The organism is Alteromonas sp. MMG017, assembly GCF_018100795.1.
Lineage (GTDB): Bacteria > Pseudomonadota > Gammaproteobacteria > Enterobacterales > Alteromonadaceae > Alteromonas.
The window spans coordinates 112896-126499 of record NZ_JAGJDY010000005.1 but is presented as its reverse complement, the minus strand read 5'-3'; the positions used below and the strand labels follow the sequence as shown (position 1 = coordinate 126499).

Genomic DNA, 13604 nt, shown 5'->3' with positions numbered 1-13604 from the left:
CGTCAGGCCCTTTTAATTATTCAAAGTTAATTTAGGAATTAGGCAGTCAGTTGTCACCCAACTGCTCTGCCGTCGCACGCACATTATTCGCATTTTCAACGAACTGAGCCGCTAGTGTCGTATCTTCAAAAAGATAGTTGAAGTCAATATAATCACCCTCTCCTTCATCAGAAACGAATACCGAGAATCCAGTAGTACTCAAAGAGAGATACAATCTACCGTCAATATCTATGCTCCCATCATCGTTCAACGCATAGCCGAAACTATTGTCTACTTCTGAGTAAGTGCTGTCGGTATAGGTGACCACATTGGTGCCATCAAACTGTAAATAAGTGGCAGACCATTCACCGTTTTGTGATGCGTCTACCAACACTAGACTCTTATCTTTTAACGAATCAAACGAAGCAACTGAAGTTCCTTCTCTTAACACCGTTTCATAATCATCAGCCTCTTGCTGAGTTTCAAAAAACGGAACTGGCGCACCTAAATGAGCACCTATCAATACGTCATCAGAAGACAGTAGAAATGCTTGAAGCGCGTTTGGTGCCGCAATACCACTAGCTTGTAAAAGTACGCTGTTATCTGGGGCAACTACGTAACTTCCACTTTCACTGCCTTGCGACAACGCTTCGAAAGTTCGAGTATAAGTTTCGTCCGCTTCTAGGCTTAATGTAATCGACGCATCATCTACTGTGTACAACCCGTTTTGCTCAACACCATATATTGTTGTACCTATGTAACCTGAAGGTGCCACTAAATTTACAAACGCTTGAGGCGGTAGCGCTGGTAAATGCGGGTGTTCAGGCAGTGTTACGGTTACAGGACGGTTCGCCTGTTTCGACACGCGGCGGTTATCTTGAGTAAAGTAATCAACGATGCCATCGAATCCGCTGCTGCCATCTTGTTGATTAAAATCAAATTTGTGCAGATTTGTAATATGATAGGCATCGCCAACCTGAGCAAATACCGACCATGTTCGACTGTTGTATAAGTAACAATCTGCAGATTCGTTGAAACAACCTGGCCAACTATAGTCAGTAAAGCGGTAGCGATTTATTTGTAGTTCCCCATTCGCTTCCACTGACCAATTACCATACATCACCAAAATTTCTTCTGTTGTAATTTTGCCGTCACCGTTGTAATCACCGACTTCAATGGTATAGGCCTTTCCATTCGGCCAAAGCTCCCACCAAAATTCATTAAGGCTGTCTCCATCAAAGGCGTAAGTATAGATACCGGGTACAGATGCCACGTCGAACTTATCTTCATCGGTTACCGCGCCCCCAGCATCTACTTTATATGAATCGCGTTGTCCGTCTGACGAGATTCCGCTAACCGCATAAAGATTATTGTCGCTTGAGTCGGTTAGCTGCACATAAGACAGTGTTGTTCCGTCATCAAATGTAATGACAAGTTCGTTGATATCAGGTTTTAACCCGTAAGGTTGCTTCACCCATGTAAAATCATTATCGACAACTCGGGTATTGCCCGTCCCGTCTTCGTTAAATTCAAACGTGTCTGAAGACCAATTGAAGGTAAATAAGTTATTGTTATCAGGTTCAAAAAAAGAAGAAGTCACGGGTAGTGACAACGCCTTATTGTCGGCACTATCAATGGTAATTTCTGTGGCGTTATTTAAGGTAATTGCCGTAACTTGCGAAGGATCATCGATAATATTGTGAATGTCTTCCAATTCACCATTGGGGTAATACTTTGAGTAAAGCGACGTCACTTCAAACGTGACTACGCCATCTTGCTCACTTAGCGGTAAAAAAGTGATTTCATGGTAATCATATCCTACTTCAACTTCCTGAATAACCCCGTTAACGTCGACAAATTCACTTTGCGAGAACCGATAAACGCCCTCATCAAATTCCAACGTTATCTCACTGTTATCGCTAAATCGTTCAGCTTCAAACGTGCCTAAATAGTTGCTATAAGTCGCCGTCGTATTACTGGTTAACGTAAGCTTTTTGCCAGGATAACTAATTAAAGGATTGTAGTAATCAAGCAAAAAGTAGGTGGTAACCGATGAATCTAAATCACTATCTACTAGCTCTGGGTCTGCAATAATTTCTTCGTAAGCTGACGCATAAGCCTCGGTATCTTCAATGGTTTCAATATAAGCTGTGGAAGCTTCAGGATTTTGGGCTAGTGCTAGCGTATCAACTATACCGTCAGGAAGGGCTAAGCTGGCATCATCGCCCGCTTTATCTATTGCCACCTTAATCGCGGTGGCTAGCGCAAATTTCTCTTGTTGTGAAACTCGAAGATTCAGTGCCGCAAGTGTTTCGTCATCAACGATGGGGGCGCCCAGATTTTCTCGCTGCATTAAACCGGCGTTTGCAGTGGTAACGTTGGTCACATTCACGCCGAAAAAATCATCTTTTGTTACCTCTCCGTCACCGGTAGAGGCTTCATTGAGAGCCTCAACCGACCCCAGCACTGACATAAGTTTAGCTTGCGTTTGCGATCCTACACCACTGGCTACAATAGACACCATTTTATCAGTCGCATCGTCATCCACACTCAGTGTGGCGGTATAACTTCCATCACTACCGGCTGTCACTTCCTGTTGCTCATCACCCACGTTAATAACAACGTTTGCATCAATAATAGGGGAATCAGTCACTAGCCCTACTAACGTTAATTCTACGTTTTTCTGAAGTACATTAACGTTCACCGTTTCAGTCGTCGTCTCACCTTCATCATCTTCTACGGTAAGGGCAAAGGATAAAGTTTCATCGCCCTCTACTGAAGGTGCAATAAAGGAAAGCGTTGCAGTAGTCGCACCGCTTAGCTCAACTTCTGTACCGCTCGTTTGAACCCACAAATAACTGGCAATTTCACCGTCATCTTCAGCTACCGCATCAATAGAGTGAGCCTCTTTCTCTTCTACTTCTTGTGCTGATATTGAAATTGTCGGCGATGCGTTGATGTGAGTCACTGTAACAGATACGCTATCGGTGGCAGTCGCCCCAGCATCATCAGTAACAGTCAGTTCGAACGTAAGTGTTTCGGAAGGTTTCACATCTGGGGCGGTAAATTCAGCAGAAGCTTGGTCGGCATTGGTTAACGTCACCGCTACGCCTTCGGTTTGCACCCAACTATAGGATGCAATTGTACCGTCATCATCAATACCACTACCGGATAGTGTAACCTGCGTATTCTCTTCAACGGTTGCATCCTCACCGGCTTGAGCGACGGGGACAACATTAACGACCTCTTCATTAACCGCCTCTTCTTCATTTACAATAACATTTTCTTTATCATCGTCGTTACAACCTGACAAGGCTAGTACCAGTGATGCAGCAATAATGCTTTTCTTATAATTTGCTCTGATGAACATGAAACACTTCCTTATACTTTTTATTGGTTAAACATTAAACTAAAAAAGCATAAACCTAATCGCCCGCCCCTTTCCTTCCTTAAATCGCGCAACTTGTTCATCACACAGGTGAAAATTGCTATCGCAAAGCGCTGCAAAACCAAAAACACAAAACACAAAAAAGAATAGTAAAAACGAAAAAATTAAATTTTATTTTGGAAAATACCTGCGCATTTTCTTTCTACCGCGATAAGTGGAATAAAAACACAATACCGTCATAGCCAATTTCAAGTAGGTTAAAGGCAATGAAGGTAAGTGAGGCAGAACGAAAAATACGGTTCATGGTGAAATTTGAACAACAGCTTAGCTGTGAAATAGATAGAAGAGCGCTGAGTCACGACATGTGTGATATACGGGTAAGTAATATGGCCAACGCCCTAAATATGGATGTGTCGACCCTTAGGCGCTTATGCCAGAAGCACTACGGGAAATCGCCTAAAGCTTGTATAGATACAATGCGTATTGCAGAGGCGAGGAAATTACTCTTAGTGGGTGAAAGACCTTCCACTATTGCCGATAAGCTAGGCTTCTATGAACACAAAACCTTCTCTACCTTATTCAAAAAATACGAAGGTGTGAGCCCCGCAATTTTTACCCAAACCGATAATACGAAGGCCTTCGCGGCAAGCCGTTAATAGGTTGTCGCTACGCCTTCGCATCGCCTAATATCACAGGCTAATAACACGTGATTATTCTTAGGTATTTTTAGAAGCTGTTAATGCGGATTAACTACCGTAAATCGCTCATCGGACACAGCCCAATAACCTGAGTCACTTATAATAAGTATTTTATAGGCATTTCCTTGACCATTAAATTGCGCTGGATCTAGCCCATACTCTCCCGAGTTGGGTGTCCTACTTGTCACTAAGTACCAACGTCGTTTCAACACAGTAGTGATCTGCGCATTGCGTCCGTTGCCAATATTAATAGGGTTGTCGTGAAGTACATATATCCCTACGGCATCGCCTTTTAACGCGGCATTGTCCCATTCAATAGTATTACGCTCGCCCACATTATAAACCTCAGACGCTTCAGGTTTACTGACAGCATCAACGAGTAAACGGGGATTGATAGTATGGGTAATGCCGTTATCTATCGCAGTGCCATTTAGTACACCAAACGAGCCATCGCTCAGTGACCAATAGCCTTGATCGGATACCATCATTACCTTAAAACCCTGCCCGCCATTTGCCATAAGAAAGAAAGGATCTATCTCTACTTCGCCCGTGTTAGGTACTTGCTTAGCAAACATCTGCCAGCGCAAGCCTTGTATGTTTTCAAATGAATCAAACGCTTTGGCTTCAAAATTTAGCTTATGATTGATATACAAAGAAATGCTTTCGCCTTTAAGGGCATCTTTATTCCACTTAAAAGTAAAAGGCGTGCCCATTTTAAGGCTGTCCCCGTGGGTTGGCGCGGTTACCCCTGCAACTCTTCGATTACTTACTAAGCGATTTTGCCCCTCTAACACCATCATATGAAGGGTCTTAAAATCAGGTGCGATTAATACCTCAGGGGGCAAAATACTGGCAAGCGTATCGCCATACTCTTTGCTGATGGGAAGCGAACTCGATGTTGCTAACACTTCCTCTGCTTTTTGCTTCTCCCCTTTAACCGCATACGCCGAAGCCAGAGCTAAGTGTCTTTCGATGTCATCGTTTTGAGTATGTGTGAGCCCATACTCAATCGCTAAATCAGTAAATCCTGCACGTAAAGCAGTATGGATAATATAGGCGGTATGCTCACCCAAGGTATCTTTCGCGGCCAATGCTTGAATATCAGTTTGCTTCACCGCAGATCCCAAACCTATTTCACTATTCAATGCCACCAGCGAGGAGAAAAAAAAGAAAGACGCCGTTAAATTTTCGCTGGACGCGCCGTCACTATTTTTCGGCGCTTTTATTACCGCTGCCTTAATAACCGATAGCGCACGTGTGAAATCATTAACAAGGTATAAGGCTATTGCTTGTTTTAACTTTAACCGAGCACAATGGCTTTGTTGTTCACACAAGGCTACCGCAGATTCTATAAAAGACACACTCTGAGCATACATTTTGCCGTAGGCATAATAGTTGTGTTGCTGCTCATAAACTTTTATCAGTTGATTTTCAAACAAAGGCGTTAGTGCAAGGTAAATACTTTGCTGCTTACTAAGTAAAAACTCTACCACAAGTGGGTCGTCTATTAGCGCCGCGGTTTCCAGTAAATACCCATATAATTGTGCGAGCTCTGGATTGGTTTCATTGTAGGCTTGCTCACCTAATGCCAGTGATGATTTCATTCGTGCTGCTGCGCTATCCATATCGCCGTCTTTAGCTAACGCTAATGATTTCATACCTTCAAACCATGCTTTTTGGTGGGTAGGCGTATCTGACGGCAAGGGCTCCTCAACCCTAGTAAGTAACGTAGCAGGCTCGTGTTTAAGCAAAATTTCCCATTGGAATTTTTGCAGCCTAAACTTATCTTCCGGCAACATTTGCTTGTCGAATCGGTTTAGAAGACTCGCTAAAGTATCTAATACTTGTGCGCTTTGCGTAACGGCATAATGAAGCTGAGCGTTAAGGAATTCGCTTTCAAAGGTATTTGGGAAGTCGTTATTATGTTTTGCAAGCCAGTGGGTTGCACTGTTCAAATCACCGCGGTAATAGGCTATTTTTGCCTGCATCAATGCACCACTCGTGTCTTGCGCATCCAGTCGCTCAATAACGTACTTTGCCTTTTCTACATACCCTAAGTTCAATAACGTTTGAGATAAGGTGGCCACAATCGATGCACGGGTTTCGCTATCGCTCAGCGATGTCGAAAACGCGATATCAACACCATGGTTAATAAAATCAGCGGCACTTAATGCCCCGCCGCCTTCTGATTGTGGTGAGTGCGCCAAAAATAACTCGTCGTAAAAAGAAAGTGTCTGCTGTGTTTTCTTTGATTCTTGTAGTAACGACTTATTTTGCATAAATAGTGCAGCAGCCCCTAACGCTAGTACACAGGGGATGATTACGGCTGATAACGCAGTTGCGGGCGAACGTTGAAACCATTTTTTGTAGTAATATGGCTTGCTGCTTTTAAACCACTTAAGTGGCCGATTGGCGAATAAGCATTCCAGCGCATCGCTAAATTGCTCGGCACTTTGAAAACGATCCTTTGGTTCACTGGATGTCGCTTTTTGAATGACCGCCTCAAATTCAGCATTGGTTGTATGGTGCTGAAACATAAACGCCATCACTTTACCTAGCGCATAGATGTCATCGGTCACCTTAGCTTGATTGCCGCTTTGTTGTTGCGGGCTGGCGAAATCGTTACTAACTGCAGTTAGCCGTTGGTTATCTGGATGGCTTAACGAGTGAGAAATACCAAAGTCGAGTAACTTTGGTTGGTTGTGTTCATCCACAATAATATTCGACGGTTTAATATCAGCGTGAATAATACCGCTTTGATGCGCTTCAAATAGGGCACTACACAGCTTAATTAAAATTGAAAGGTAGGCACTCGTGGCGTGCGACAGGTTCTGTTTATTTAAAATTGGCGCTTCAGACAAAAGCGCGCCATCAATGTATTCCATTACCAAATAAGGAATGTTCTCTTCGGTAACATCAATGGTATAAATTTTAGCGATGTTAGGGTGATTTAAATTGGCTAGATGCTGTGCTTCTCTTTGTATAAAGTTATCGCCCGCTAAATCGGCAATCGATGAGTAAACGAATTTAATCGCCACTTTTTGCTCAATTAACCCATCATTTCGCTGACCTAAATACACCGCTCCCATTCCGCCCTGGCCAAGCTTGTGCTTCAGCAGATAAGGGCCAACTTGTTTACCTTCTAGGGATTTCGCGTGATTATCATCACACAGTAAATCGGCTTGAGCGCCCACTAACTGTGTGAAGCCACTTCGTTGTTGATTCGCATAATGGGCATCGATCAATGCCAAGGTTTCAGCGAATATTGGGGCTTCTTTTGGACATAACTGCGATAAATTTTCGCGCATTTTAGCTTCATCCAACCCAATAAGGTGCTGAAAAAAGAGTAAAGCATTTTCAAACTTCATGAATAGCTCTTTTGATTTAACTGAACAACATTATGGCGGGGTGAACTAAGCGGCTTCGCACTGAACCCGAAGGTAGGCTTTTGCCGCCGACAATTCGTTGTAAACCGTAGATTCGCTTAAACTGAGCTGCGAGGTTATTTCGCCTACATTTTGCCCTAGATAATAGTGAAGAAGCGCTATTTGGTAACAACGCTTAGATACATTTTCGAGTGAAGATAACGCATTGTCGAAACTAAGATATAAACCTGAGTCAATAGAAGCGTCGGTTATCTGTACCACGTCATCAAAATCGTTAGTGCGTTTTTTCGCAGAGCGCTTTTTAATTTCATCTTGCAACATCCAGCGCACAAACACCGCGAGCGAAGCATAAAACTGCTGCCTGTTTTCAAAAATTTCATCCGGCGCAGTCAGTTTAATAATGACATCGTGAAGGAGTGAGGTGGTATTAGGAAGCTTGTCGAGCAGGCTTAGCGTATTGTCAGACTCCGCTTTTTTGCTGATCTGCTTTTTCACCATGCCTTTTAAATGATAGTAAACAATACTACGAAGCTGATTGGCACTTTTTAAATCGTTATTAATTACCCAAGCGTTTAACACTTCGGTAAATTCGCCGCTTGTATCCCTCAAATGAACATCTTCCATACTGCTGCCTAGCGCATTGGCTAATCACTTTAATTACCAACATAGAAATAATATGGCGATTAGTCAACGCTTAAATGCACTTTATCTTAAGTAATAATTCAAAAAACCTAAACTCAACTGAAGTATAATCATTTATTATTACTAACAATCACTTACACTCATCAATTAGGATACTTAATATAGATTCCCCCCTCGTAAAGGCTTGTGATAGCGAACTTTTAAAAATAATTCGACTAAGAAAATCGGCGGTATGGAGGCCTTTAAGCATTTCGACTTTTGCGTGTATAAGCGAACGCCAATACCCTTCATTATTTAAAAAAACTTGCTTCTTAGCGTCACTAAAAACAAACTCCCCAGAATAGCATTAACAATAAAGAGGCAGTGATGGCTTTCGAATTAAAAATTGAAAACAAGGTAGCACTTATTACCTTTGATGACGGGAAAGTAAACGCAGTAGGCTTTACCCTTATTGATGCGTTGAATAACGCATTAGATGAGGCTGAACAAAAAGCAGATGCCGTGGTGATGTATGGAGGTGCCGATAAGTTTTGCGGTGGCTTCGACCTTTCCGTGATGAAAGCTGAAGATAAAACCGAACAAGTAAAATTAGTGCAAGCAGGGGCCGACTTGATTGTAAGGCTTTACAGCTATCCTAAACCCCTTATTGTTGCCGCTGAAGGCCATAGTATCGCATTAGGGGCAATATTCTTGATGGCCGCTGACTTGCGTATAGGTAAAGATGGTGACACTAAATATGGTTTAACAGAAACCGCTATCGGCATGGTTTTACCTGCGTTTGGTATGGAACTGGCGAAGTCACGTTTAGCCCCTACTTCTTTAACCGAAGCCTTGCTCTTTTCGCGTGTATATCAAGGGAAGGAAGCCGTAAAAGTGGGCTATTTGGATGCAGCAGTACCTCAAGAGCAAGTACTTGCTACCGCAATGGGCTATGCTGAAAAACTTAAAATGTTGCCTGCGAAAGCGTTTGCTGAATCGAAGCTACAACTTCGCAAAGAAACGCTATCTAAAATGCGTGGCTAAACAATAAATTAAAATGGCACCGAAAAGGTGCCATTTGCTGCTCGCGCAGTTCCACTATTTTCACCACTTAACGAAGCGCGCTTCATTGCGTAGCCGTTGGGCAATTTAACTAATGCACTGCACCTGAGGTTTCTTCAATTTTCGCTTGAAGTTCTCCTCGCAAACCCAACTCGAAGCCAAGTTCTGCAACCACAAACAACGGACCAATAGCCAAGCCCATAATATCGTCTACGAAGGCAGGCTTTTTACCTTCAAAATGATGCCCAACAAATTGTAAAATCCAACCGCCAACAAAAATACCGATTGAAGCAGATAGCCATAACCACGTTGCGCTTTGTGCTAAAGGCTGTGCGATGTAAAGCAAAGCCCCAGTTAACACCACCATAGTTAAGCCAAGTTTCACATCTAACTTTAGGTAAAATACATTACCTATTACCCACACGAACAACGCGGGGCTTAGCAATAATGGCCCTACAATTGGCGCGGTAACTTCAAAAGCCGGGCGGCTTAACAAGCTTAAAAATGCAAAAACGATAAGGGGAATACCAATGTAATGGGTAAAGATATTACGCTGATCTCTATGGTATTTAGCGTACTCACTTAGATGCTGCTCAAGCGTTTTCATTTAGCTACCTATAAACTTTTTCTTATACTGAGGAGAGATTATCGAGAAATAGCACTTCACACTGTCGTAAAGCCGACAGTTAGGTCAAATGGATAGCAAACTAGAAGAGAACGTGGGTAGGCGCGTGAAAGTAATGACACTTACTGGGTCTTGCGTGTCTTGTTGAGAAGTTAAGAAATAGTGAATGGTAAAGTCGACAAAAGTAGGGCGAAGCTCCTAAAAAAGGTTTAATCGCAAAAGCCACTAAAAATTGCCTTATCGCGCAATATAACTTACCTTTTCGAAGACAAAGATAAAACTAAAAATCATTGAGTTATCAATTCTACAAGGATGTTTCATGCGCAAGGCCGTTCGCTTTAGGGTACTTTACTTATTATTAGCCGTTGCTACTTACGTTTTAGGCTTCACCTTATTACCAGAAACCATTAGCTCTTCATTCGACCAGATACTTTCTGCTGGCTTCCTGATTGCCTACTTTGTAATACTCCCCGCTGTTTTTTGGTTTTGTGTAATTAAAGTCGGTGAGCAGAAAAAATGGAAGATTATTATTCCGTTCAGTATTGCCAGCGTGGTGGCCCGTTATTCTATGCCCGCCTCTCTTGCTAATTACTTTGAATTTTTAAGCCTGGTACGCTACCCCATTATCGCCATACTGCTTATTATTGAGTTTGTGGTTATTTATCACGTGGTTTCTATGCTTTGGAAATCAAGAAAGCTAAAAGGTGACCCTCGAATTAACGCCTTAATTGACAATATTGATGCGGACGATAAGAAAAGAGAAATAACCCTAATTATGGCTAGTGAACCGGCAAGTTGGTATTACGCCATTCCTAAGTTTACAAAAAATCATACTGCAACTTTGGCTAACTTATCTTTAATTAGCGCCAAACGATGGCACTTCGCATTAGTACTGTTAGGTTTAGTTGCTGTGACGTGGGTGTCTTATTCTTTGTTAATTTTATGGAGTGAAATTGCTGCCATTATTGTCGCGTCGGTCATTTTCTACGGCATTATCAGTGTGACGGCGAGTCATCGAATTAGCAGGCGCTTTTCTGTTTATTGTCACAACAAGCACCTTATTGTAAATGCCACTTTTTTCAATCTACTTTTTATTCCTTTATCTCACCTTCAAACCTGTGAAGCAGGCGAGTGGGAGTGCGACAAAGAGCAATTAAAAATAGGTCGCGGTATGGCGAATATTAAGCTTACGTTTTCAACCCCCGTTTATTGGTTCACGCTGATGGGTACCTTTTGTGAACGCCCTACCGAAGTCTATTTATGTGTAGATGCACCACATGAACTCGTGAATTCTCTAAATACTGGTTACTTAACAACTGGGGGGTTAAGCGCTGGAACAACTAATGACAATATTGATAAATCAGCGTGTGCTTAACGAACACAATACAATGTAGTCAGTAAATCAAGATGCTAATGCGAAGGTGTTTTGAAGCGGCAGTTATTTACAGAGAAGGTATTATAAAAAAGCTGTTTTATAAAAAAACTTTGGCGCGATTTAAGGCGAAAGGATTTAAGAAGACTTTTAGTGTGGTTAGTTGCTTAATTAATGCGATATATAGTGGGTAAATAAAACACCGCCTTAGCTTGAATAAGCTGAGGCGGTGTTAAGTATTACGCTGCTTTTCTACAGTGCTTTTTTACCGTATAAAACGCTATTACAAAGACGTTTTAAGTTCTATGCGAGCAGTCGCACCGTCACCAATAGTCACGTTGTTAATACCGCCACCAACAAGGTAATTGGTATCAAATACGTTTTCTACATTTAACCTTACATCAACTTGCTTACCCATGATATCAGTACGGTATGTAGCACCTATATCAACACGGCTATAAGCATCTTTCAATACTGTATTGGCGTTGTCAGCATAGCGCTCACCTTGGTAAAAGATGCCCGCATTCAATGCTAATTTCTCAGTAACTTCGTAGCGACTCCATACCGATGCAGACCACTTAGGTGCATCAACCGGCGTGTTACCTTCAAAGTTCTCATCTTTTTCATACTCAGCATCTAAGTACATCATTGATGTCATCACAAACCATTTATCACTAATCGCACCCTGTGCAGCAAGTTCTAGGCCTCTGTGAGTTTGCTTACCGGATTGAGTGGTAACCGTGGTGTAAAGTGGGTCATTTAATAGCTGCTCTGAAATAAGGGTTCCCGTTTTTTCTATGTTAAATAGCGCACCATTTAATAATAGACGTTCCGACACTTCCCACTTCGCGCCCAACTCTACTTGCTTCGAAGTAGTTGCGTCTAATTCCATACCAAAGTTTTGATCAAGTTCGTTTTCAATGGTTTCACTTGATTGAGGCTCAAACCCTTCTGAGTAGTTCACATATATTGTGCTGTTCTCTGCTGGGTGATACAACACACCAACTTTTGGCAATAAAGATTCGTTGTCAGCGCCTTCACGGCTTTGCTTATCGAAGCGCCCACCAATAGCAACTTGCCATTGATCGTTAAACGTCATCAAATCTTGAAAATACACGCCGTAATAATCGTATTCAGTGGTACTTAAGGTTTCATCATTATTGAAATTTAAGTCTGGCTTGGCAGGCTCTGGTTGCCCTACGGTGTAGGTGATTGAATCCCCTCTTTCGATAAGCTGGCCATAATAATAATCCAGTGCGTTTCCGCCAATAAGGATATTGTGCTCGATACCACCAAACGAAACTTCACCGTTAAAATCGATAAACGCGGTTTTAAATTGCCAATCGTCTGAACGATCGTAAGGGTTAGAGGTATAGCTGTTACCAATTTCGTAATCTGAAGGAAGTCGAGGCGATGATTCGAAACGTTGTCTTTCAAACGATTGCTCGTTGTAACCCACCTTCACTTGCCACTCTGGGTTCATGAAATAGGTTAACTTAACCCCTTTGTTTTCAACATGGATATCAGTGAACGCCCACGAGAAGTCGTTAATGGTATTTCTATTACTTATTACGTTAGCATCTTCATCTAACCATGCGCCGGTATCTAAACCCGCTTTATCGTTAGTGCGATCGTAATAAGCATTCACTATTAAGCTGTCGTTAATTTTATGTTCAAGTACCAATGAACCTAGGAAACGATCACGCTCTCTTGTTTCGCCATTTTGATATTCGCGATCAAAATTAACATCCTGCTTTACCAATACCGCTCGATAGCCTGTATCTTCGATAATCTCGCCACCAGCATCCAGCATAAATCGGGTAGAGCCATACTGGTCGGTATCTGCGCTAACTTCCAATAAACGAGATGCAGTTGGTTGCTTGGTTACCATGTTTATTAGGCCACCTGGCGCAGACTGACCGTATAGGATACTTGAAGGCCCTTTAATAACCTCTACTCTTGAAAGCGTTTCGATAGGCTGTTGATAGTGAGACCAGTGCTGGTGTCCGTCACGTAAATAGCCAGTAGATGAACTTAATTCAAAGCCTCGAGAGCTAAATACTTCACGGTTGCGTTGTTTTGAACCCGGTGACAAACTTGCATCGTTATTGAGTACTTCCCCTAACGTGGTGGCAAGCTGCTCATCGATAATAGTTTCTGGAATTACCGTTACTGCTTGAGAAGTTTCAAGCAATGAAATATTTGCACGCATGGCACCAGAAGCATCGCCTACTTTGTAGTCGTTAAAGTATGTACCTTTTACATTAATCACTTCTACTTCGCTTTCGCTCGTCATTGTTTCTTCTGCGTAAGCCGCATTCGATAATGCAATGCCCCCGACGCTCAGACCCAAGCCTAGACCCAAACTTTTGCCTAACTTTAGGCCTAAACGAACTTTTACTGACGTACGACTGCGTTGCATGAAGATTTTCCTATACAAAATACTGACAATAGCTTTCAAAAAACGCGATGC

Annotated in this window: 8 protein-coding genes; 3 read left to right on the top strand and 5 right to left on the bottom strand. The window is 42.3% G+C overall.

Translation table 11 applies throughout. The annotated features are described in order from the left end of the window. Window positions 1-46: 46 nt before the first annotated feature. Window positions 47-3349, bottom strand: a complete 3303-nt coding sequence (locus J8L84_RS09420) for a hypothetical protein (RefSeq protein WP_211070478.1) — start codon at window positions 3347-3349, stop codon at window positions 47-49. 284 nt (window positions 3350-3633) lie between these two features. Here J8L84_RS09420 and J8L84_RS09415 point away from each other — a divergent pair, with 284 nt between their 5' ends. After that, complete coding sequence (locus J8L84_RS09415; protein ID WP_211070477.1) at window positions 3634-4023, top strand: helix-turn-helix transcriptional regulator; 390 nt, start codon at window positions 3634-3636, stop codon at window positions 4021-4023. A gap of 80 nt (window positions 4024-4103) precedes the next feature. Here J8L84_RS09415 and J8L84_RS09410 read toward each other — a convergent pair whose 3' ends face one another. Together J8L84_RS09410 and J8L84_RS09405 are read right to left on the bottom strand one after the other, a co-directional pair. Then, on the bottom strand, window positions 4104-7433 hold the full coding sequence (locus J8L84_RS09410) for a protein kinase (RefSeq protein WP_211070476.1): 3330 nt from the start codon (window positions 7431-7433) through the stop codon (window positions 4104-4106). A gap of 45 nt (window positions 7434-7478) precedes the next feature. After that, window positions 7479-8075, bottom strand: coding sequence for an ECF-type sigma factor (locus J8L84_RS09405; protein ID WP_211070475.1), 597 nt, complete (start codon window positions 8073-8075; stop codon window positions 7479-7481). Window positions 8076-8459: 384 nt separating this feature from the next. Between J8L84_RS09405 and J8L84_RS09400 the strand changes: the two genes are divergently transcribed. After that, window positions 8460-9116 carry a crotonase/enoyl-CoA hydratase family protein gene (locus tag J8L84_RS09400; protein ID WP_211070474.1) on the top strand — a complete coding sequence of 219 codons (657 nt, stop codon included), beginning with the start codon at window positions 8460-8462 and terminating at the stop codon, window positions 9114-9116. A gap of 109 nt (window positions 9117-9225) precedes the next feature. Here J8L84_RS09400 and J8L84_RS09395 read toward each other — a convergent pair whose 3' ends face one another. Next, window positions 9226-9741, bottom strand: a complete 516-nt coding sequence (locus tag J8L84_RS09395) for an Mpo1-like protein (protein WP_211070473.1) — start codon at window positions 9739-9741, stop codon at window positions 9226-9228. Window positions 9742-10078: 337 nt separating this feature from the next. Here J8L84_RS09395 and J8L84_RS09390 point away from each other — a divergent pair, with 337 nt between their 5' ends. Further along, window positions 10079-11134, top strand: a complete 1056-nt coding sequence (locus tag J8L84_RS09390; protein WP_211070472.1) for a hypothetical protein — start codon at window positions 10079-10081, stop codon at window positions 11132-11134. A gap of 280 nt (window positions 11135-11414) precedes the next feature. Here the strand turns inward: J8L84_RS09390 and J8L84_RS09385 are convergent, their stop codons facing one another. Continuing rightward, window positions 11415-13427, bottom strand: coding sequence for a TonB-dependent receptor (locus J8L84_RS09385; RefSeq protein WP_211070653.1), 2013 nt, complete (start codon window positions 13425-13427; stop codon window positions 11415-11417). Between the last annotated feature and the right edge of the window lie 177 nt (window positions 13428-13604).

What these genes read in the sequence shown, in the direction of transcription:
- J8L84_RS09385 (WP_211070653.1), bottom strand. Translation starts at nt 13,427, where the DNA reads ATGACGAGCGAAAGCGAAGTAGAAGTGATTAATGTAAAAGGTACATAC.
- J8L84_RS09405 (WP_211070475.1), bottom strand. Translation starts at nt 8,075, where the DNA reads ATGGAAGATGTTCATTTGAGGGATACAAGCGGCGAATTTACCGAAGTG.
- J8L84_RS09410 (WP_211070476.1), bottom strand. Translation starts at nt 7,433, where the DNA reads ATGAAGTTTGAAAATGCTTTACTCTTTTTTCAGCACCTTATTGGGTTG.
- J8L84_RS09390 (WP_211070472.1), top strand. Translation starts at nt 10,079, where the DNA reads ATGCGCAAGGCCGTTCGCTTTAGGGTACTTTACTTATTATTAGCCGTT.
- J8L84_RS09395 (WP_211070473.1), bottom strand. Translation starts at nt 9,741, where the DNA reads ATGAAAACGCTTGAGCAGCATCTAAGTGAGTACGCTAAATACCATAGA.
- J8L84_RS09400 (WP_211070474.1), top strand. Translation starts at nt 8,460, where the DNA reads ATGGCTTTCGAATTAAAAATTGAAAACAAGGTAGCACTTATTACCTTT.
- J8L84_RS09415 (WP_211070477.1), top strand. Translation starts at nt 3,634, where the DNA reads ATGAAGGTAAGTGAGGCAGAACGAAAAATACGGTTCATGGTGAAATTT.
- J8L84_RS09420 (WP_211070478.1), bottom strand. Translation starts at nt 3,349, where the DNA reads ATGTTCATCAGAGCAAATTATAAGAAAAGCATTATTGCTGCATCACTG.